Source organism: Actinoplanes utahensis (assembly GCF_016862455.1).
Lineage (GTDB): Bacteria > Actinomycetota > Actinomycetes > Mycobacteriales > Micromonosporaceae > Actinoplanes > Actinoplanes utahensis.
In genome coordinates this window covers 187,125-205,940 of the sequence record NZ_BOMZ01000026.1, presented here as the reverse complement: position 1 = coordinate 205,940, position 18,816 = coordinate 187,125, and the positions used below count along the sequence as shown (strand labels likewise).

At 71.8% G+C, this 18,816-nt stretch carries 17 protein-coding genes and 1 pseudogene; 7 read left to right on the top strand and 11 right to left on the bottom strand.

The window, feature by feature from the left end; all coding sequences use genetic code 11:
• Nucleotides 1-57: 57 nt before the first annotated feature.
• From Aut01nite_RS08600 to Aut01nite_RS08580, 5 genes are all read right to left on the bottom strand, one after another.
• Nucleotides 58-1,038, bottom strand: a complete 981-nt coding sequence (locus tag Aut01nite_RS08600) for an ABC transporter permease (protein ID WP_043526090.1) — start codon at nucleotides 1,036-1,038, stop codon at nucleotides 58-60.
• On the bottom strand, nucleotides 1,035-2,105 hold the full coding sequence (locus Aut01nite_RS08595) for an ABC transporter ATP-binding protein (protein WP_043526088.1): 1,071 nt from the start codon (nucleotides 2,103-2,105) through the stop codon (nucleotides 1,035-1,037). Before Aut01nite_RS08595 ends, Aut01nite_RS08600 begins: the two co-directional genes overlap by 4 nt.
• 64 nt (nucleotides 2,106-2,169) lie before the next feature.
• Nucleotides 2,170-3,867 (bottom strand): ABC transporter substrate-binding protein, encoded by a 1,698-nt coding sequence (locus tag Aut01nite_RS08590; RefSeq protein WP_043526086.1) that lies wholly within the window; start codon nucleotides 3,865-3,867, stop codon nucleotides 2,170-2,172.
• A gap of 141 nt (nucleotides 3,868-4,008) precedes the next feature.
• On the bottom strand, nucleotides 4,009-5,010 hold the full coding sequence (locus Aut01nite_RS08585) for a LacI family DNA-binding transcriptional regulator (protein WP_043526085.1): 1,002 nt from the start codon (nucleotides 5,008-5,010) through the stop codon (nucleotides 4,009-4,011).
• A 94-nt stretch (nucleotides 5,011-5,104) separates the two neighbouring features.
• The gene (locus Aut01nite_RS08580; RefSeq protein WP_043526140.1) at nucleotides 5,105-5,959 is read right to left on the bottom strand and encodes an NAD-dependent protein deacetylase; all 855 of its coding nucleotides are present in this window, start codon (nucleotides 5,957-5,959) and stop codon (nucleotides 5,105-5,107) included.
• 105 nt (nucleotides 5,960-6,064) lie between these two features.
• Between Aut01nite_RS08580 and Aut01nite_RS08575 the strand changes: the two genes are divergently transcribed.
• From Aut01nite_RS08575 to Aut01nite_RS08565, 3 genes are all read left to right on the top strand, one after another.
• A complete protein-coding gene (locus tag Aut01nite_RS08575) occupies nucleotides 6,065-6,385 on the top strand; it encodes a hypothetical protein (protein ID WP_043526083.1) in 321 nt (106 codons plus the stop codon).
• 45 nt (nucleotides 6,386-6,430) lie between these two features.
• Nucleotides 6,431-7,135 (top strand): hypothetical protein, encoded by a 705-nt coding sequence (locus Aut01nite_RS08570; RefSeq protein WP_043526082.1) that lies wholly within the window; start codon nucleotides 6,431-6,433, stop codon nucleotides 7,133-7,135.
• A 101-nt stretch (nucleotides 7,136-7,236) separates the two neighbouring features.
• A complete protein-coding gene (locus Aut01nite_RS08565) occupies nucleotides 7,237-8,298 on the top strand; it encodes an App1 family protein phosphatidate phosphatase (protein WP_043526080.1) in 1,062 nt (353 codons plus the stop codon).
• Here the strand turns inward: Aut01nite_RS08565 and Aut01nite_RS08560 are convergent.
• Nucleotides 8,295-8,468, bottom strand: a complete 174-nt coding sequence (locus Aut01nite_RS08560; protein ID WP_173476692.1) for a hypothetical protein — start codon at nucleotides 8,466-8,468, stop codon at nucleotides 8,295-8,297. The genes Aut01nite_RS08565 and Aut01nite_RS08560 overlap by 4 nt on opposite strands.
• Nucleotides 8,469-8,485: 17 nt before the next feature.
• Between Aut01nite_RS08560 and Aut01nite_RS08555 the strand changes: the two genes are divergently transcribed.
• Nucleotides 8,486-9,136: a hypothetical protein gene (locus Aut01nite_RS08555; RefSeq protein ID WP_043526078.1), complete on the top strand. Its 651-nt coding sequence runs from the start codon at nucleotides 8,486-8,488 to the stop codon at nucleotides 9,134-9,136.
• A gap of 542 nt (nucleotides 9,137-9,678) precedes the next feature.
• On the opposite strand, the pseudogene Aut01nite_RS08550 reads toward Aut01nite_RS08555, so the two are convergent.
• A pseudogene (locus tag Aut01nite_RS08550) lies at nucleotides 9,679-11,082 on the bottom strand (DEAD/DEAH box helicase); the annotation flags it as partial.
• A gap of 193 nt (nucleotides 11,083-11,275) precedes the next feature.
• Between Aut01nite_RS08550 and Aut01nite_RS08545 the strand changes: the two are divergent.
• Complete coding sequence (locus Aut01nite_RS08545; RefSeq protein ID WP_043526075.1) at nucleotides 11,276-12,130, top strand: sigma-70 family RNA polymerase sigma factor; 855 nt, start codon at nucleotides 11,276-11,278, stop codon at nucleotides 12,128-12,130.
• Between the two features lie 53 nt (nucleotides 12,131-12,183).
• Here Aut01nite_RS08545 and Aut01nite_RS08540 read toward each other — a convergent pair whose 3' ends face one another.
• Nucleotides 12,184-12,699: a hypothetical protein gene (locus tag Aut01nite_RS08540; RefSeq protein WP_043526073.1), complete on the bottom strand. Its 516-nt coding sequence runs from the start codon at nucleotides 12,697-12,699 to the stop codon at nucleotides 12,184-12,186.
• Between the two features lie 173 nt (nucleotides 12,700-12,872).
• On the opposite strand from Aut01nite_RS08540, the gene Aut01nite_RS08535 reads away from it, so the two are divergent.
• A complete protein-coding gene (locus tag Aut01nite_RS08535) occupies nucleotides 12,873-15,179 on the top strand; it encodes a HelD family protein (RefSeq protein WP_052163850.1) in 2,307 nt (768 codons plus the stop codon).
• A 178-nt stretch (nucleotides 15,180-15,357) separates the two neighbouring features.
• Here the strand turns inward: Aut01nite_RS08535 and Aut01nite_RS08530 are convergent, their stop codons facing one another.
• Nucleotides 15,358-16,281, bottom strand: coding sequence for a sigma-70 family RNA polymerase sigma factor (locus tag Aut01nite_RS08530; RefSeq protein ID WP_043526071.1), 924 nt, complete (start codon nucleotides 16,279-16,281; stop codon nucleotides 15,358-15,360).
• 200 nt (nucleotides 16,282-16,481) lie between these two features.
• On the opposite strand from Aut01nite_RS08530, the gene Aut01nite_RS08525 reads away from it, so the two are divergent.
• Nucleotides 16,482-16,979 (top strand): DUF456 domain-containing protein, encoded by a 498-nt coding sequence (locus Aut01nite_RS08525; RefSeq protein WP_043526069.1) that lies wholly within the window; start codon nucleotides 16,482-16,484, stop codon nucleotides 16,977-16,979.
• A 78-nt stretch (nucleotides 16,980-17,057) separates the two neighbouring features.
• Here Aut01nite_RS08525 and Aut01nite_RS08520 read toward each other — a convergent pair whose 3' ends face one another.
• The gene (locus Aut01nite_RS08520) at nucleotides 17,058-18,323 is read right to left on the bottom strand and encodes a D-alanyl-D-alanine carboxypeptidase family protein (RefSeq protein ID WP_043526137.1); all 1,266 of its coding nucleotides are present in this window, start codon (nucleotides 18,321-18,323) and stop codon (nucleotides 17,058-17,060) included.
• Complete coding sequence (locus Aut01nite_RS08515) at nucleotides 18,314-18,745, bottom strand: hypothetical protein (RefSeq protein WP_043526135.1); 432 nt, start codon at nucleotides 18,743-18,745, stop codon at nucleotides 18,314-18,316. Before Aut01nite_RS08515 ends, Aut01nite_RS08520 begins: the two co-directional genes overlap by 10 nt.
• Nucleotides 18,746-18,816 lie beyond the last annotated feature (71 nt).

The window sequence follows — 18,816 nt, the reverse complement described above, 5'->3', positions numbered from 1 at the left end:
CGCGCGAGGTCTCCGGCTGGCTTACGCGGCTGCCGTTCGGTGCGGTCGGTCATCGCGTCAGCCCTCCTTGCGGGTACGCGGGTCGAGAAGCAGGTAGGCGATGTCCGCCAGCAGGTTCGCCACCAGCACCGAGATGGTGATGATCAGGAAGATGCCCTGCATCAGCGGATAGTCGTTGGCGCCGAGCGCCTGGAAGAGCTGGAAACCGATTCCCGGGTACGAGAAGACGATCTCCACGAGGAACGTGCCGCCGACGATGAACCCGAGCGACAGCGCGAACCCGGAGACGTTGGGCAGCAGCGCGTTGCGGGCCGCGTAGCTCAGCGCCACCCGGCGTTCCGGCAGGCCCTTGGCGTGCGCCACGGTGATGTAGTCCTCGCTGGCCACCGTCACCATCATGTTGCGCATGCTCAGGATCCAGCCGCTGACCGAGGACACCAGGATGGTCAGCGCGGGCAGCAGGCTGTGCTGGATGGCGCTCGGGATGAAGTAGACGTCCCACGCCGGGACCAGCCCGACCTCGGCGCCGCCACCCGACGGGAAGAAGCTGTCCGGCCCGGTGAACAGGTAGATCGCGATGATGCCGAGCCAGAAGTACGGCACCGACGACAGGAACGTGGTGACCGGCAGCAGCCCGTCCGTCCACGAACCGCGCCGCCAGCCGGCCAGCACGCCCAGCCCGGTGCCGATCGCGAAGCTGAGGATGGTGGTGACACCGACCAGCATCAGCGTCCACAGGATGCTGTCGCCCAGCACCTCGGAGACCGGCGTCGGGAAGAACGCGAAGGACAGCCCGAGGTCACCGCCGAACAGCTGCTTCCAGTAGTCGACGTAGTCCGACCAGAGACTGCCGTTCTCGTCCAGGCCGAACAGCACGTACAGCGACTCGATCGCCTGGCTGCTGAGCTGGCCCTGGTACTTGGTGATCAGCGCCTGCACCGGGTCGCCCGGGATCAGCCGGGGGATGAAGAAGTTCAGGGTGATCGCGGCCCACGCGGTGAACACGTAGAACCCGAGGCGCTGCAGGAAGTACTTCACGACGGGACCTTCCTGACCTCGGTGCCGCTGGTGTCGTACAGCCAGCAGGCGGCCCAGTGCCCGGGGCGGTCGCCGATCTCCAGGGGGACCGGGAGGTCGGTGCTGCAGCGGGGCATCGCCACCGGGCAGCGCGGGTGGAAACGGCAGCCGGACGGCGGGCGGATCAGGCTCGGCGGCTCGCCGTCGCCACGGTCCTCCTCCAGCACGTCGGTGTCGCCGGCCAGCCGGTCCGGGTCGGGCGCGGAGCCGATCAGGAGCCGGGTGTACGGGTGCGCCGGCGACTGGGTGACGGTCTCGCTGTCGCCGCCCTCGACCATGCGCCCGGCGTACATCACCAGGGTCTGATCGGCGAAATAGCGGGCCGAGGCGATGTCGTGGGTGATGTAGAGGATCGCCAGGTCGAGGCGTTCCTTCAGGTCGCGCAGCAGGTTCAGGATGCCCAGCCGGATCGACACGTCGAGCATGGACACCGGCTCGTCGGCGAGCAGGGCCTCGGGCTCGGCGCCGAGCGCGCGGGCGATCGCGACCCGCTGCCGCTGGCCGCCGGACAGCTCGTGCGGGAACTTGTCCAGGTAGCGCTCGGCCGGCGTGAGGTGGACCCGGCCGAGCAGCTCGTGCAGGGCGTTCTCGAGGTCCTCGGCGGTCCGGCCGGCGTGGCCGTGGATCTTCAGGGACCGGGTCAGGTGGTACCGGATGGTGTGCACCGGGTTCAGCGACGCGAACGGGTCCTGGAAGATCATCTGCACGCGGGCGCAGTACCGGCGGAAGGCCGCGCCGGACTTCACCGCGGTGGACTCCCCGTGCAGGCGGATGTCCCCGCCGGTGCGGGGATAGAGCTGGGCGAGCAGGCGGGCGACCGTGGACTTGCCCGAGCCGGACTCGCCGACCAGTGCCGTGACCTGGCCGCGGCGCAGGGTCAGGTGCACGTCGTCGACGGCGTGGACCGCGTCGTGCCGCTGGGAGAACAGGTCGCGCAGGCGCCGCCGGACCGGGAAGTGCTTGGTCAGGCCGATCGCCTCAAGCACCACCTCGCCGGCCGGCGCCTTCGCGTCGGGTGTCGACGTCATGGAGTTCCTTCGTGCGCAGGAGGTGTGGGTGGGCGCCCCGGGACGGCCGGGGCGCCCACCGCGATCAGGAGCCGGCGGGCTTGAGGTTCAGGACCACCATCAGGGCGCCGGCCTGGGTGGGCTGGCCGGGAGCGTAGGAGTCCTCGGCGGTGGGCCAGCCGACCCACTTCTTGGTGCTGTACGCGGCGCCGACGTTGTCCGCGCCGACCGGCAGCATCGGGGCCTGCTCCACGAAGATCTTCTGCAGCGTGGCGAGCGCGGTCTTGCGGGCCGCGTCGTCGGTCGCGTTCGAGTACGCCTTCAGCGCCGCGGTCGCCTCCGGGCTCTGGAACCGGCCGAAGTTGCCCTGCTGGGCGGTGGTGCCGATCGGCTTGTAGAGGTCGCCGTCCATCGCGGTCTGGTAGATGTCGAACGGGGTCGAGCCACCGTTGGTCCACCGCATCGTGGCGTCGAAGTCGCCCTTCTGCACGTTGGTGTCCCAGACGTTCTGGTTCGGCTTCTCCACCGTCGCCGCGATGCCGATCTTGGCGAAGTTGTCCTTGATGATCTCCAGCGAGGTCTGATAGTCCGACCACGGCGCCGGGGCGGTCAGCTTGATCGTGACCGGCTTGCCGGTCTTGTCCTTCAGCACGTCGCCCTCGAGCTTGTAGCCCGCACCGGTCAGCAGGGTCTTCGCGCCCTCGACGTCGACCGAGAAGGTCTTGCCCTTGTACTCGTCGGTGATGTACGGGTCACCCGCGCCGTCCGGTAGGCCGGTGACGCTCTTGATCTCCGGGTGGAAGTAGCCGGCCTCGGCCTGCTTGAAGATGTCCGCCCGGTTGACGACCATGTTCATGGCCTGGCGCAGCTTGGGGTCGTCGAACGGCTTGCGGGTGGTGTTGATGTACAGGCCGTGGATGCCCAGCACGCCCGGCGCCGTGACCTTGTGGTTGGCCGGGTCCTTGGCGATGAAGGTCTGCTCGTAGTCCGGGATGAAGACGAAGCTCCACTCGGCCTGGCCGCTGGCCAGTGCGGTCAGCGTGGTGTCGTTGCCGGAGTACGAGGTGTACCGCAGTTCCTTGACCTTCGGCAGCTCCTGCCAGTACCCGCTGTCCCGGGCCTCCAGGATGATGCCGGTCTGGCTCCAGGTCTTCAGCTTGTACGGGCCGCTGCCGACCGGGGTCTTGATGGTGTCGGTGGCCGGGTCGGCGATCGTCGACCAGATGTGCTTCGGCACCGTCGGGGTCTGCCCGATGAGCTTGTGGTGCGTGGTGAACTGCGACGACTTGAAGGTCATCTTGACCTTGTTGCCCTCGGCGGTGATCTGGTCGTACGGGATGGCGTAGATGTTGAGCGCGCCGTCCTTGCTGTCCCGGATCATCGTGTGGGTGAACACGACGTCCTCGGCGGTCACCGGCTTGCCGTCGGACCAGGTCGCGCCGTCGCGGATGGTGAGGTCCACCGTCTTCCAGTCGGCCGACCACGTGATCTCGCTGGCCAGCCACGGCTTCAGCGGCTGGTCCGGCTTGGTGTTGTTCCACTGGCCGAGGGGCTCGTAGATCATCCAGCGGTAACCGAGGTTCGTCGCCGAGGACGAGCCGATGAACGGGTTGTTGTTCTCGGTCTGGGTGCTGTTCGGCATGCCGATCGACAGGAAGCCGGAGGCCGCGCCGTTCTCCGCGTTGCTCTTGTTCTGAGCGTTGGGTGAGTCGCTGCACGCGGTCAGGCCGCCGCCGGCGAGCACGCCCGCCACGGCGAGCGCGAGAAGATTTCGTCGCTGCATCGGAAATGACTCCTAAGGAAGTGATCACTGAGAGGGCGTGCGGCATCGCGCGGCCGGATGTCGTCCGGTCGCGGGCACCATGGATCCCCGGTCGCCTACCGGCGGCCGGTTCTCGTCCGGGTCAGGGGGTTCTCGTGGGGATCAGGCGGTCGAGTCGCGGACGGTGAAGGTCGCCGGGATGATCGTCGGCCGGTTGGGCAGCGGGGTGCCCTCGAAGTGCGCGAGCAGGGTACGGGCCGCGGACTCGCCCATCTCTCGCATGGGCTGGTGGACCGTGGTGAGCGGCGGCTGGGTGTGTGCCGCCATCGGTATGTCGTCGAAACCGACGACCGCGACGTCCTCCGGGATTCGCCGGCCGGCCGCCTGCAGCGCCTGCATGGCGCCGGCCGCGGAGATGTCGTTGTGGCAGAAGACGGCGTCGAACTCGACGCCCGCGCCGATCGCCCGCTGGACCGCCTCCGCGCCGCAGCCGAAGGTGAAGTCGCCCAGCAGGACCCGGTCGTCGGTGACCGGGTGGCCGGCCTCGGCGTAGGCCGCGGCGAAGCCGTCCCGGCGCTGCTGGGTGCAGCCGAACTGGGCCGGTCCGGTGATCATGAGCGGCCGCTGCCGCCCGATCTCCAGCAGGTGTCGGGCGGCCGCTCCGGCGCCGGTGTGGTTGGTCGTGCCCACGCTGGGGATCCGCTGACCGGACATCTGGTCCCGGTCGTCGATCAGGACCATCGGCAGGCCCCGCGCGTGCAGGTTGGCGATGTAGTCGAGGGTGCCCTCCGGCTCGATCACCAGCAGCCCGTCGAAGGACTTCGCCGCCACCTGCGCGGCGAACTGGCGCATCGAGTCCGTACCGCGGTTGCAGGTGAAGAGCAGCAGCCCGTACTCCTCGGCCTCGAGCACGTCGACCGCGCCCTGCACCACCTCACCCATCCACGGCCAGGTGAGCGAGGGCACGAGCATGGCGACCACCCGGGTTCGGCCGCGGGCCAGGTTGACCGCCCGGGCGCTCGGCACGTAGCCGAGCTCGTCGATGACCGCACGCACCCGCGCGGCGGTCGACTCGTCCAGCTCACCCTTGCCGTTGAGGACCCGGGACACGGTGGTCTTGCTGACCTTGGCCCGGGCCGCCACGTCGGCGATGGTGATGGGCATGGGCACTCCTCGTTGTTACCAATGGTGTTCCAAGGCGTTTCGGAACCGGTTTCGGTACCGGTTCCGGCAGTCAACCCCAGTGAGGGTCATCACGTCAATGCGTGCCCGGTTCCGGAACCGGAATCGGCTTCGCGAGGTGCGGCAGCACGATGCCCAGCGGAGCGTCGACGACCAGGTCGGCGTACGGTTCGCCGCGTGTCACGCCCCGGTTGACGATCGCCACCCGGATGCCGTCGCGCGCCGCCCGCAGCACGAACCGACGGCCCGACATGACGGTCAGCGACGACCCCAGGACCAGCAGCGTACGAGCGCTCGCGACCAGCCCGAACGCCCGCGACACCCGGTCCGGTGGCACGGTCTCGCCGAAATAGACCACGTCCGGCTTGAGCAGCCCGCCGCAGGACAGGCAGTCCACCACCGTGAAGCCGGCCACCTCGGCGTCGTCCAGCTCCACGTCACCGTCCGGGTTGACGGTCGTGGCCACCGCGGCGAACCCGGGATTGGCCGCGGTCAGCCGATCCTCCAGCTCCGCGCGGCCGGAGAGCTCGCCACAGCCCAGACAGACCACCCGGGCCAGGTTGCCGTGCAGCTCGATCACGTCCCGGGCGCCGGCCGCCTGGTGCAGCCCGTCCACGTTCTGCGTGACCACCCCGGCGAGCAGGCCCTGCTCCTGCAACCGGGCCACCGCCCGGTGTCCGTCGTTGGGGCGGGCGGCGCCGATCGTCCGCCAGCCGAGATGGCTGCGCGCCCAGTACCGCCGCCGGGCGATCGGATCGCCGGTGAAGGTCTGATAGGTCATCGGCTGGGTGCGGCGTGCCGAACCCGACGGGCCTCGATAGTCCGGGATCCCCGAGTCGGTCGAGAGGCCCGCGCCGCTGAGCACGGCCACGCCACCCTCGGCGACCCACTCGTCCAGCCGCGCGACCTGCTCCACCACCTGAAGGTCCATGAACACATGGTCCCTCGCCCGGGTGACCGGCGGAGAACCACGTACGGGTGGCGCGGCCGCGTTCGCCGGGTGCGGGGGATGGGGCCTACGAGTAAGTTGACAAACGTGATCGCGGTCGCGCAGCCGGTAACCCGCCCCTGGGACGGGCAGCGGTTTCTGCGTTTCCTGACCGTGCTGGCGCTTCTCGCGCTGGCGGTCACCCTGCGCCTGCCCGCCCCCGCCGAACCCGTTACGGTGTCGCCCGTCACAGCGGCCTCCTCCGCCGTGGCCGGCACGGTGTCCCCGGCCGGCGCGACCGCACCGGCGGCGCAGCCCGAACCGGCCGTGGTCGTCGCGGCCGCGCCGGCGCCGGCGCCCCGCACGATCGACCTCCCCGCCGGTGAGACACCGCGCGCCCACGGCTCCCGGGCGCCCCCGGTCCGCTGAGGTTCCACCTCGCCCGACCGTAGATCCACTTTTTGGGGGTGCTCCATGGAATCCGTTGTTCAGACTCTGCTCGGCGCGGTGCCGCAAGCCACCGCGATCTGGCTGTCCCTCCTGCTGATCCTCGCCGTCGCGGTGGCCGTCGCCGCGGTGCCCAAGGGCATCGACACGGCGCCCGTCGTGCCCGCCGAGGAGAACCGGTTCGCGGCCGAACTCGAGGCCGCCGCCGACGAGGCCGCCGAGGCCGCCGTCCGGCGCCGGGCCGAATGGGTGACCGCGCAGGAGACGGTCGACGCCGCCTGGGCCGCGTACGAGGAGGCCTCCGAAACCGCCCGCCGGATCTCCGCGGCCACCGCGTTCCCGCTGATGAGCCGCCGCCGCAAACCGGGCGAGAACATCGACCGGCAGCGCTACCTGCACCGTGTCGCCTCCGAGCTGTGCCGCTCCCAGAACCTGTCGATCGCCCAGCTCAACGACGTGTTCGCGCACCGCGGCTGGAACCCGCGGCTGCACCCGGTCCAGCAGGAGGCGGTGCTGCGCAACGCGGTCCGTGAGCACCGCTTCGCGGCGTACCGGAAGGCGTTCGAGTGCGAGCAGGCCGCCTGGCGCAGCGCCGAGGCGGCCGCCGAGACCCTGCGGACCCTGCGCGCCGAGGCCGCCGCCGCCCGGCTGGCCGGCCCGGCCGCCGAGCCGGCCGATCAGCAGTGGTGGGCCGACCAGTGGACGCCGGCGGAACTGCCCGCCGCCGCCTGACGTCCACCTCGGAGCACCCCACCGTTCTCAGCGAACCCTGACGACCGCCCGGTAACCTGGCTCCCGGGCCACGGCGGCGGTTCTCTTTCGCTAGGGAGGCGATGGTGACGGTAACCCCTGCAGGATCCGGATCCGCATCGATGGTCCGGGTCCACCGGGCTGCCTTGATCGAGGACGCCGTGCACGAGATCGTCGAACGGCGTCTGCGCGGCCGCGGCTGGAAGCCGTACATCACCGCCTACACCGGGTACGGCGCCCCCGGCTGGGCCCGTGTGATGGGCCGGGTGCTGCTGGCGCCACCCCGCCCGATCCGGCGGAAGCGGGAGAAGATCCGCGGCTGGCGCAGCTTCACCACCACCCCGGTGAGCAGCGCCCTGGTGCGCGTCGAGCTCGGCGGCACCGTCACCGAGGCCCGCACCGACCGCAGCGGCTACCTGGACGTCCTGGTCAAGGGCGATCTGGATCCCGGCTGGGGCTGCGCGCGGCTCTCCACCGAGGGCACCGACCCGATCGAGGCGCCGATCCGGGTGATCGATCCGTCGGTGAAGTTCGGGGTGATCTCCGACATCGACGACACGGTGATGGTCACCACCCTGCCGCGGCCCCTGCTCGCCGCGTGGAACACGTTCGTCCTCGACGAGCACGCCCGCGCCGCCGTCCCCGGCATGGCGGTCCTCTACGAGCGGCTGGTCCACGCCAACCCCGGCACCCCGGTCATCTACCTCTCCACCGGCGCGTGGAACGTCGCGCCCGCCCTCACCCGCTTCCTCAGCCGGCACCTCTACCCCGCGGGCCCGATCCTGTTGACCGACTGGGGTCCCACGCCGGACCGCTGGTTCCGCAGTGGCCAGGAACACAAGCGCAAGTCGCTGCACCGCCTCGCCGAGGAGTTCCCGGACGTCAAGTGGCTGCTCATCGGCGACGACGGTCAGCACGACCAGGAGATCTACTCCGAGTTCGCCCGGGAGCATCCGGACAACGTCGCGGCCGTGGCGATCCGCCGGCTCTCCCCGGCCCAGGCGGTGCTGGCCGGCGCCATCCCCGGCCCGTCGGAGACCGCCGAGGTCGTGCCGTCCGGTGGCAAGACCTGGTTCTCGGCCCCCGACGGCGCCGGTCTCTGGTCGCTTCTGCGCGACACCGACCTGGTGACCAAAAAGGACTAGGCTTCGTCGGGCTCCGGGCGGGTGGCCGAGTCGGCCACCCGCTCGTGCAGCCGGCTCCGGATCTCCTCCGGAGTGTAGGCACGGCGCTTGCGCTCCGCCCGGGCGATCACCGCCCCGGTCGCCGCGACTCCCGCCAGCCCCGCCAGTCCCGCTATCTTCCACCACCGCATGAGCTGAGAATAGACACGTGGGAGCAGAACTCAGCCTCGACGAGGCCATCGACCTGACCCGTACGGGCGACATCTGGATCTTCCGTGGCCGCTCCGGCCCGGACCGTGCGATCCAGACCCTCACCAACAGCCCCGTGAACCACGTCGGTATGTCGCTCGTCATCGAGGACATGCCACCGCTGATGTGGCACGCCGAACTCGGGAAATCACTTCCGGACATGTGGTCCGGCAGTTTCCAGCGCGGCGTCCAGCTGCACGATCTGCGCGACGCGGTCACCGTCTGGGCCCGGCGCTACGGTCAGCGCGGCTGGCTGCGGCAACTCGACCCCGGCGCCAACCGCGCCATGGAGGACAAGGCGCTCAAGACGGTCGCCCGCCTGGACGGCACGCCGTTCCCGTCGACGTCCCAGCTGGCCTGGCGGTGGGCCCGCGGCCGGGTGCCGCAGATCCGGCTGCCCTGGAGCCGGGGAGAGGTCAGCGACGCGACGCTGGAGAAGGCGTACTGCGCCGAGGTGGTCGCGGTGACCTACGAGGACATGGGACTGCTGCCGAGCGGCCGCAAGGCCAACTGGTACGACCCGGGCCGCTTCTGGAGCGGCGACGAGCTGGAGCTCTGCCCGGGCTACAGCCTCGGCGAGGAGATCGCGGTCAACGTCCCTGCCGCCTGACGGATCGCGGCCTTGCGGTTTGGACTGCGGCTGGTCGTGGGTGCTGTCTCAGCCGTGCTGAGACAGCCGTGCGAGCCAGCCGGTTCGCGGTTGGCCCCGGTTGGTCCGCATGGCTGTCTCTGGCGTGCTGAGACAGCCGTGCGAGCCAGCCGGTTCGCGGTTGACCCCGGCCGGCTCTCATGGCTGTCTCAGCCGTGCCGAGACAGCCGTGCGAGCCGGCCGGTTCGGGGTTGGCCTCGGCCGGTCGTGGGTGCTGTCTCGGGCGTGCCGAGACAGCGGTGCGAGCCGGCCGGGGGTGGAGCGAGCGGTCAGCGGGTGGAGCGGCGGCCGCCGGACCGGGCGGAGAAGGCGGCCGCGCCGCCGCCCCCGGAGGTGCTGCCGGTCGTGGTGGCGCGCTGCTGCGGCGTACCGGAGCGGGGGTTGGAAGCCGCACCCCGCGTCTGCCCGGAGGCGCGGCCCTGTGCGGCATTGCGGCCCTGGCCGGCGGCTCCACGCCCGCGGCCGGAAGCCTGCCCGCCACCGGACTGGCCCTCGCCCTGTGCCCGCCCGCCGCGGCGAGCCCCGGCGTCGGCCGTGCCGGAGGCCGAGGCCGAAGTCCGGGCCGAAGCCGTGGCCGTGCCGGAGACACCGGCGGAGGCGCCGGCCGCTCCGGTGCCGCGGCCGCTCCCGCGGCGGGACCGGCGGGACCGGCCGCCCGCGCCGCCGTCGCCCGGGGACTCCGGGGAGGCCGGCCGGGAGGAGGCCGCCGGGCGCGAGGCCGGGGCCGGAGGAGCGGGCGTCACGAACGTGCGCTCGCCGGGGGCGAGCTGGCTGAGCAGCGCGTCGCCCGGCCGGGTGCGGGTGGTGACCGGGCGGATGCCGGCTCTGCGGGCCAGGTCGCGCACGTCGGCCTGCTGCTCGTCGGTCATCAGGGTGATCACCGTGCCGCGGGCGCCGGCGCGGGCGGTCCGGCCGGAGCGGTGCAGGTACGCCTTGTGCTCCACCGGCGGGTCGGCGTGGATGACCAGCGTCACGTCGTCCACGTGGATGCCGCGGGCGGCGATGTCGGTGGCGACCAGGGTGCCCGCGGTCCCGTCGGAGAACGCCGACAGGTTGCGGTTACGGGCGTTCTGCGCGAGGTTGCCGTGCAGCTCGACGGCGGGCACCCCGGCCGTGTTGAGCTGCCGGGTCAGCACCTTGGCACGCCGCTTGGTGCGGGTGAACACCACCGACCGGCCGGGTGCCGACAGCAGCTCGACGAGGATGCCGAGCCGGTCGTCCTCGCGGACGTGCAGCACGTGGTGATCCATCTCGACGGGCGCCTGCGCGGCCGAGTCGACGTGGTGCGTGACCGGCTTGCGCATGAATTTCTGCACCAGCACGTCCACCCCGTTGTCCAGGGTGGCGGAGAAGAGCAGCCGCTGCCCGCCGGCCGGGGTCTGCGACATCAGCCGCCGCACCACCGGCAGGAAGCCGAGGTCGGCCATGTGGTCGGCCTCGTCGAGCACGGTGATCTCGATCGCGTCGAGGGAGGCGTGCCCGCTGCGGATGTGGTCGTCGAGCCGGCCGGGGCAGGCCACCAGCACGTCGACACCCGCTTTCAGGGCTTTGATCTGCGGGTTCGGCCCGACGCCGCCGAAGACCACGAGGGTCCGCAGCCCGGCCGCGTCGGCCAGGGGCCGCAGGGTCGCCTCGATCTGGGTGGCCAGTTCGCGGGTGGGCGCCAGGATCAGCGCGCGTGGACGGCTCGGCTGGGCTTTCCGCTTGGCGGCGAGCAGCCGGGCGACCAGCGGGATCACGAACGCGTACGTCTTGCCGGATCCGGTGCGCCCCCGTCCCAGCACGTCGCGGCCGGCCAGCGAGTCGGGCAGGGTGGCCGCCTGGATGGGGAACGGGGCGGTGATCCCGAGCCCGGTGAGTGCCGTGGTGAGGACGGCGGGCACGCCGAGCTCGGTGAAGGTCGTCATGAAGGTGGGAACTCCCGATTGATTGAGGTCGGCCGGCCCGGCGGTGACGCGCGGCGGCCGATTCGATCATTTTAGCCGGGAACACTCCGCTACCGGCCTGCACCCGAAGGTGAACCGCACCGCACTCAGCGCCCCGGATCTTTCTCATCAGCGCCGGACACCCCACCCGGCCTGGTATTGAGGAGACCCCCTGATGAGCGGTGAAGCACCTTTCACCGAGCGGCGTGGCGAGGACATCGTCCGGGCGAACATGCCGCTCGTCGGGCACCTGGTCCGCGAGATGCTGGCCCGGGTTCCCTCACACGTCAACCGTGACGATCTGTTGTCGGCCGGGTACGCCGCGCTGGTGGCGGCGGCCCGGGGGTTCGACCCGGAGCGCGGTGTGCCCTTCCCCCGGTTCGCCGCGGCCCGGGTCCGCGGCGCCCTGCTCGACGAGCTGCGCGGCCTGGACTGGGCGAGTCGGTCGGTACGGCAGCGGGCGCGGCGCACCGACGCGGCCCGTGAGGAGCTGATGGCCGAGCTGGGCCGGACGCCGACCGTGCAGGAGATCGCGGACAAGCTCGGCTGTTCGGTCGAGGACATCGAGAACAGCGCGGACGACGTGCACCGCGCGACCGTCTTCAGCCTCCAGGGCTTCGCGACCGCGACGGCCGACGACATCGTCACCGAGCCGGGCGCCGGCCCGGAGGAGATGCTGTTGCGCCGGGAGCGGTTCGGCTATCTGCGGCACGCCGTGGACGCGCTGCCGGAGCGGCTGCGCGTGGTGGTGCAGGGCTACTTCTTCGACGAGCGGCCGATGTCGCGGATCGCCGCCGATCTGGGCGTCAGCGAGTCGCGGGTGTCGCAGCTGCGTGCCGAGGCGCTGGTCCTGCTCCGGGACGGGATGAACGCCCACCTGGACCCGGCCCTGGCGGCGCAGAACCCGCCGAAGGAGGGCTGTGTGGCCCGGCGCCGGGCCGCGTACTACGACAAGATCGCGAGCCGGGGGACCCTGCGTACCCGGCTGGCGATGACCGGCCCGGACGGCCTGCCGGTGGTGGCGGCCTGAGACTTCCCCGGTGGTGAGGGGCCCGCCGCGGTTCGCGGCGGGCCTTTCCACACTCACGCGTTGGCGCAGGTGCCGGCCTTCTTCTGGGCGGCGATCGCCTTGTCGGCGCCCATCTTGTAGAGGGCCAGGCCCTCCTTGGCCGGCTCCAGCTTCCAGGCGCCGTTCTCGTAGACCATGGTGTACGACTGGGCCGCGACCAGCTGCTTCGCGATCACCACGGCCTTGTCGGTGCCCTCCATCCGGGCGCTGGTGAGCTGGATCGCCAGGCCCTTGCGGGAGCAGACGGTGTTCAGCTTCACGTAGTCGGCCTTGCTGATCGACTGCTTGCCGGCCGAGGTGTACATCTCCCACGCGCCGGCGAAGTCGCCGCCGCTGAACCGGTCGAACACCGTCTGGGCGGCCTGCTTGGCGCCTTCCAGGGTCTGCTGCTCGGGGCCTGCGCCGGCGGCCGCGGCGGCGTCGCCGGCCGGTTCCGGGGTCTCCTCGGAGCAGGCGCCCGCGAAGGCGAGGGTGGCGGCAGCGGCGAGCGTCAGTGCGGTCAGACGGCGAATCGGGTGGCGTGTGTCCATGTCTCGGTTAATGAGCCGCGCCGGGCGGGCGTAACGGCCCCGGCGTGTCGAGACGGCTTCCGGACACTTGTGCCCGCGGCCGTAACCCGTCGCCGCTGGGCTATTCTGGTCGTTTGCCGAATGCTTTCCGGCAAACAAAAAAGCAGCCATATGAATGGCTGCAGAACGCCGGAATGATAGCACGAAAAGGGGCGACTTTGTCAAGCTCGAGCGCCGAGATCGATTCCGAGCAGGCGTACTTGACCACGCTCTACCAGCGACTGGATCAATTGCGTGAGCAGGCCGACAGCCGCCTGCGCGGCATCCTCCTCGAAGCCGGCGGCACCCCGCAGGGCCGCACCCAGCGGGAGGCCACCCGCGCCCACTATGCCGAGCAATTGGCCCAGTTCAACTCCGTGGAGAACGGGCTCTGCTTCGGCCGGCTGGACTTCTCCGCCGGCAATCCCCGCTACATCGGCCGGATCGGGCTGTTCGCCGAGGACCGGGACTCCGACCCTCTTCTGGTGGACTGGCGGGCCCCCGCCGCGCGGCCCTTCTACCTGGCCACCGCGGTCAGCCCGGAGGGCGTGACCCGGCGCCGGCACCTGCGCACCCGGGGCCGGGTGCTCACCGGCATCGACGACGAGACCCTGGACATCGAGGCCGGCGACGGCACCGGCCGGGAGGACGTGACCGGGGAGGCGGCGCTGCTGTCGGCGCTGACCGCCAACCGGACCGGCCGGATGCGCGACATCGTCGAGACCATCCAGGCCGAGCAGGACGAGGTGATCCGGTCCGGGCTGCCCGGCGTGCTGGTGGTCCAGGGCGGGCCGGGCACCGGCAAGACCGCGGTGGCGCTGCACCGGGCGGCGTACCTGCTGTACACGTACCGCGAGCAGTTGACCCGTACCGGTGTGCTGATCCTCGGCCCGAACACGACCTTCCTGCGGTACATCTCCCAGGTTCTGCCATCGCTGGCGGAGACCGGGGTGCTGCTGGCCACCCTCGGCGACATGTTCCCCGGGGTGCGTGCGCACGCCACCGAGCCGCCGGCGGTCGCCGCGTTCAAGGGCGGTCTGGGCATGCTCGACGCGCTGGAGAACGCGGTCGCCGACCGGCAGACGCTGCCGGACGACTTCGTCGAGGTCGACCACGACGGCTACCCGCTGCGCATCGAGCGGGAGGTGCTGCTGGCGGCACGGACCGCGGCCCGCCGGTCGGAGAAACCGCACAACGTGGCCCGGCAGATCTTCGTGACCGAGGCCATCCATCAGCTGTCGCGGCAGATCGCCGAGCGGATCGGCGCGGACCCGCTCGGCGGGGAGAACCTGCTCTCCGAGGCGGATCTCGCCGAGACCCGGCGGGAACTGCGCGAGGACATCGACGTGCAGCAGGTGCTGTTCGACTTCTGGCCGGTGCTCACCCCGCGCCAGGTCTTGCGGGACCTGCTCAGCGACGCCGACCGGCTGGAGTCGGCGGGACTGCCGCGGACGCTGCTGCGGGACCGGTCGGCCGGCTGGACCCCGGCCGACGTGCCGCTCCTGGACGAGCTCGCCGAACTGCTCGGCGTCGACGACACGCTCGCGGTCCGCGAGAAGCAGAAGCAGAGGAGAGCCGCGATCGAGTACGCCGAGGGCGTCCTGGAGATCGTCGAGGGTTCCCGCTCGCTGGACTTCGAGGACGAGGGCGCCGAACGTGACGAGGTGCTGTCCGCCCTGGACGTGGTCGACGCGGGCGCCTTCGTCGAGCGGCACGAGGTGATCGACACCCGGACCGCGGCCGAGCGGGCCGCCGCCGACCGGACCTGGGTGTTCGGCCATGTGATCGTCGACGAGGCGCAGGAGCTGTCGCCGATGGCCTGGCGGCTGCTGATGCGCCGCTGCCCGAGCCGGTCGGTGACCGCGGTCGGTGACGTCGCGCAGACCTCCGAGCTGGCCGGCACCACCACCTGGGAGCAGGTCTTCGAGCCGTGGGTGGCGCAGCGCTGGCGGCTGGTCGAGCTGAGCGTGAACTACCGCACCCCGGCAGAGGTGATGGCGGTCGCGGCGGACGTGCTGGCCGCGGTCGATCCGGCGCTGCGGCCGCCGCGGTCGGTGCGGTCGTCCGGCGTGGCCCCGTGGGCGCGCCGGGTGGATCCGCCGGCTGTCGCCGAGGAGCTCATCGCCGAGGTACGCAAGGAGGCCGCCCTGATCGAGGAGGGCCGTCTCGGTGTGCTCGTGCCGGAGAGCCTGGAGCCGGCCCTCGGTGCCGAGCTGGTCGCCGCGGTTCCCGGCGCGGCCGTGGGGGAGCAGCCCGACCTGCTCAACCATGTGGTCCTGATGACCGTCCGGCAGGCGAAGGGCCTGGAGTTCGACTCGGTGCTGGTGGTCGCCCCGGACGAGATCATCGCCGAGTCGCCGCGCGGGCTGTCCGACCTCTACGTGGCGGTCACCCGGGCGACCCGCCGGCTGGGCGTTCTGCACACCGCCGACCTGCCGAAGGTCCTGTCCTCCCTCGGGTAGAGCCGACGGCCGGCCGGGGGTGATCCGGACGGGCATGCATGAGTGGCACCGGGGGACGGCCGGGAGGGAACGCCTGGCGCAGCCGCCGCGAGTCACGGCGGCTGTGCGTGGCCCGTACCGGGGAAAGGTCTTGAAAAGGGGTGGGCCCGGCGCTGGGAGAGCGCCGGGCCCGGATGGATCAGGCGGCCACGAACGGCATGTTGCCGCGGCCGATCGAGGTGTGGCCGTGCGCGTTGGTCAGCGAGAGACGGGTGCGCATCGTCGTGTTGCTGGCGATGTTGGCGTAGTAGTTGGCACGGCGACGGGCGGTGATGCTCTCCGGGTTGTCCGGGACCGGGGCCATCTCCGGGTTGAGGTGCGTGTTGAGGCCGTCCTTGAGCAGCGACAGCGCCTCGGCGCGCAGCTGCGACACCCGCGACTCGGTGACGCCGAGGTCCGCGGCGATGTCCGCCATCGGGCGCTCGTGCAGGAAGTACTCGGTGACGACGGTCTGCAGGCGCTCCGGCAGCGAGCCGATCGCGTGGTGCAGGTAGCCGATCTGCTCGCGGCGCAGCAGCATCTCCTCCGGGCCGGGCTCGCGCTCGGTCACCAGGTCGTCGGCGCTGCTGGTGGTGAAGCCCTGCAGTGACAGGACGGTGGCGCGCTGCACGTCGGTGTCGGTCTGGTGCAGGTCGGTGGTGGTGGTGCCGAGGGCCTGGGCCAGCTCCTCCGGGGTGGGCGTACGGCCCAGCGAGGTGGTGAGCGCCTGACGGGTGGTGTCGGTGTTGCGGGCCTTGGACCGCACCGAGCGGGTCGCCCAGTCCAGCGCGCGCAGCTCGTCGAGGAGCGCGCCGCGGATCCGGGTGCCGGCGAACCGGTTGAACGGGACGCCGCGCTGCGGGTCCCAGCCGCGCGCCGCGGTGACCAGGGCGTGCAGGCCGGCGCTGGTCAGGTCGTCGCGGTGGATGTGGTTGGGGATGCGGCTCAGCATGTCCCGCACCAGGTGACCGACGAGCGGCATGTGCGTGCGGATCAGTTCCTCCTGCTCCGCGGTGGAGAGCACGGCAGTGGCGGAAGCGGTGTCGAAGAGGTTGTCGGCAGCGGTCGTCACGGTGCTCGTCATCTGTTTCCCCCGGTTGCTCGTCGGCGCCCTGGCTGGTGGCACCGGCTGACAAGAGAAACTTTCCGGTGCGCAGGGTGCAGGCTCCGGTGACGGACAGTTGCGGACGGGTTGCTTCAACCCGGCGCTCTTCGCGATGGCCTTCCATCGGCGGGCACGGGTTCCGGTTGAGGGTTCTCGGGAGGTGCGGCAAGGTGTGCCGCATGGACCTGAGCGACACCGGTACGACCGTCACCGTCATCTCCGGCCTGGTGATCCTGACCGGGGTGGTGGGGGTGCTGGTGCCGGTGCTTCCCGGACTGCTGCTGACCTGGGCGGGCGCGCTGCTCTGGGCGATCCTCGGGGAGGGTTCCGGCGGCGCGCGGACCTTCGTCGCGGTGTTGGCCACGGTGCTCGCCGGCGCCGGACTGGTGATCAAGTTCCTGTGGCCGGGCAAGAAGCTGAAGAGCACCGTGCCCACGTCGGCGCTGCTGCTCGGCGGGGTGCTCGGCCTGATCGGGTTCTTCGTGGTGCCGATCGTCGGCCTGGTGCTCGGCTTCGTGCTGGGCGTGTGGCTGGTGGAGCTGAACCGTCTGGGCATGGAGCGCGCCTGGCCGTCGACCCGCTCGGCGATCGCCGCGGTCGGGCTGTCCCTGCTGGTGGAACTGGCCGCCGCCCTGATGATCGCGGTGACCTGGCTGTTCGGACTGGCCTTCGCCTGAGCCTTCGCCGCGCCGGGCCTGGCGGGGCCGGCCCGAACGCCGAGTGTGCCGAGTCAGGACGCGAACAGCGGCCGACCGTCACACACCGGATTCCAGGCGGCGCCGCCGGCGGCGCTGGGTCAGCAGCAGGAGCAGCGGTGTGGCGGTCAGGATCCCCGCGACCGCCACCGCCGCGGCCACGGTGAACCCGGTCGGGCCACCGGGATGTGCCGGTTCGGCCTGGGCCGGCGCGGCCGCGCCCGACGGCGTCCTCTCCACGGCCTCGGCGGAGGCGGCCGCGGCCACCTCCGCCGGGGTGACCAGCTTGCCGACCGACGAGCCGGCCGGCAGCGAGAAACCCCAGTCGAGCAGCGCGGCGCCCTGCTGCCAGCCGCGCAGCGGGCGCGCCTCGGCGCCGAGCAGGGTGGCGACCAGGGTCCGGCCGTTGCGGGTGGCCGCGCCCACGTAGCTGTGCCGGGCCAGGGTGGTGAACCCGGTCTTGCCGCCCAGCGCGCCGGGGTAGTTGTAGATCAGCTTGTTCTCGTTCTGGAACTGGAAGCCGCCGACCTTCTTCGGCCGGGTCTGGGCGGGCATCTGCCCGATCCGGGTCAGCGCGTACCGGCGGAAGTCGTCGCTGGCGAAGCACACCCGGGCGATGAGCGCCAGATCGTACGCGCTGGTGAACTGGCCCTTGCCGTCCAGCCCGGACGGGGTGACCGCGTGCGTCTGCCGGGCGCCGAGCGAGGCCGCCAGGTCGTTCATCGCCGCCACCGTCTTCGCCTGCCCGTCCGGGCCGCCGCCACCGGCGGTGCGGGCCAGGGCGTTCGCCGCGTCGTTGCCCGAGTTCAGCAGCAGGCCCAGCCAGAGCGTGGACACCGGGTAGGTGCCGCCGACCACGACACCGACCGCCGAGCTGTTCGGCTCGATCCTCAGGTCGCCCTCGGTGATCGTCACCTTCTGCGCCGGGTCGAGCTTCTCGATCGCCGTCGCGGCCAGCAGCATCTTCTGCACGCTGGCCGGGGTCTGGTGCACGTGCGGGCCGCAGGCGCCGAGGACCTCGCCGGTGTCCAGGTCGGAGACCATCCAGGTGGTCGCGGTGAGCGCGGGCGGCGCGGGACTGCCGTCCGGGACGACCAGGCCGTGGGTGGCCAGTCGCGCGCCGCCGAGCGCCATGTCCTCGGCGACGTCGGCGGGCGGGACCGGCCGGGGCGGCATGCTGGGCTTGACGACCGGCGGCTTCGGGCAGGGGATCTCGGCGGCGGCCTGCGCGGCCTGCGCGGCCTGCGCGGCCTGCGCGGGGGTGGTCAGCAAGGAACCGGTGAGGACGGTGACGGCCAGGGCGGCCACGAGCGCTTTCACGGCCAGCGGTCTCCGGCGGTCAGACGGCGTTCCAAGAGGGTCTGCAGCGGGATCGGGTCGCCGTCGCCGCCGCCCGCGCCGACGATCATCCGGGCCGTGCTGGGCGACAGGTCGGCGCCGGCGAACCGGGCGCGCAGCGACGGGGCGACGGTGAGCACGTAATACTCCCCGTCCTCGCCGACGGCCACCGAACGGTCGGACTTCAGGTACCACCCGCGGACGTTGGTGCGGTAGGTCGAGCGGCCGTCGAGGCTGCGCGCGGAGAGCGTGTGCGGCGCCAGCCCACGCTCGGCGGCGCGGCGCACGAAGTCGTCGAGCAGCGCCTCGGCCCGGCGTGCCTCCGCTGCCCGGTCCGCCTCCAGAGCGGCGGCTCGCACGGCCACGGCGTGTCGCTGTTGCTCGCGCCAGGCGGCCTGTTCGTCCCGCATGGCGCCGACCCTAACGTGAGAGGCCGGGTCGCGGTCAACCGGGCTTTCCGGGATTGGGGCTGCAATTCCCC

What these genes read in the sequence shown, in the direction of transcription:
- Aut01nite_RS08595 (WP_043526088.1), bottom strand. Translation starts at nt 2,105, where the DNA reads ATGACGTCGACACCCGACGCGAAGGCGCCGGCCGGCGAGGTGGTGCTT.
- Aut01nite_RS08590 (WP_043526086.1), bottom strand. Translation starts at nt 3,867, where the DNA reads ATGCAGCGACGAAATCTTCTCGCGCTCGCCGTGGCGGGCGTGCTCGCC.
- Aut01nite_RS08585 (WP_043526085.1), bottom strand. Translation starts at nt 5,010, where the DNA reads ATGCCCATCACCATCGCCGACGTGGCGGCCCGGGCCAAGGTCAGCAAG.
- Aut01nite_RS08580 (WP_043526140.1), bottom strand. Translation starts at nt 5,959, where the DNA reads ATGGACCTTCAGGTGGTGGAGCAGGTCGCGCGGCTGGACGAGTGGGTC.
- Aut01nite_RS08570 (WP_043526082.1), top strand. Translation starts at nt 6,431, where the DNA reads ATGGAATCCGTTGTTCAGACTCTGCTCGGCGCGGTGCCGCAAGCCACC.
- Aut01nite_RS08565 (WP_043526080.1), top strand. Translation starts at nt 7,237, where the DNA reads ATGGTGACGGTAACCCCTGCAGGATCCGGATCCGCATCGATGGTCCGG.
- Aut01nite_RS08560 (WP_173476692.1), bottom strand. Translation starts at nt 8,468, where the DNA reads ATGCGGTGGTGGAAGATAGCGGGACTGGCGGGGCTGGCGGGAGTCGCG.
- Aut01nite_RS08545 (WP_043526075.1), top strand. Translation starts at nt 11,276, where the DNA reads ATGAGCGGTGAAGCACCTTTCACCGAGCGGCGTGGCGAGGACATCGTC.
- Aut01nite_RS08540 (WP_043526073.1), bottom strand. Translation starts at nt 12,699, where the DNA reads ATGGACACACGCCACCCGATTCGCCGTCTGACCGCACTGACGCTCGCC.
- Aut01nite_RS08535 (WP_052163850.1), top strand. Translation starts at nt 12,873, where the DNA reads ATGATAGCACGAAAAGGGGCGACTTTGTCAAGCTCGAGCGCCGAGATC.
- Aut01nite_RS08530 (WP_043526071.1), bottom strand. Translation starts at nt 16,281, where the DNA reads ATGACGAGCACCGTGACGACCGCTGCCGACAACCTCTTCGACACCGCT.
- Aut01nite_RS08525 (WP_043526069.1), top strand. Translation starts at nt 16,482, where the DNA reads ATGGACCTGAGCGACACCGGTACGACCGTCACCGTCATCTCCGGCCTG.
- Aut01nite_RS08515 (WP_043526135.1), bottom strand. Translation starts at nt 18,745, where the DNA reads ATGCGGGACGAACAGGCCGCCTGGCGCGAGCAACAGCGACACGCCGTG.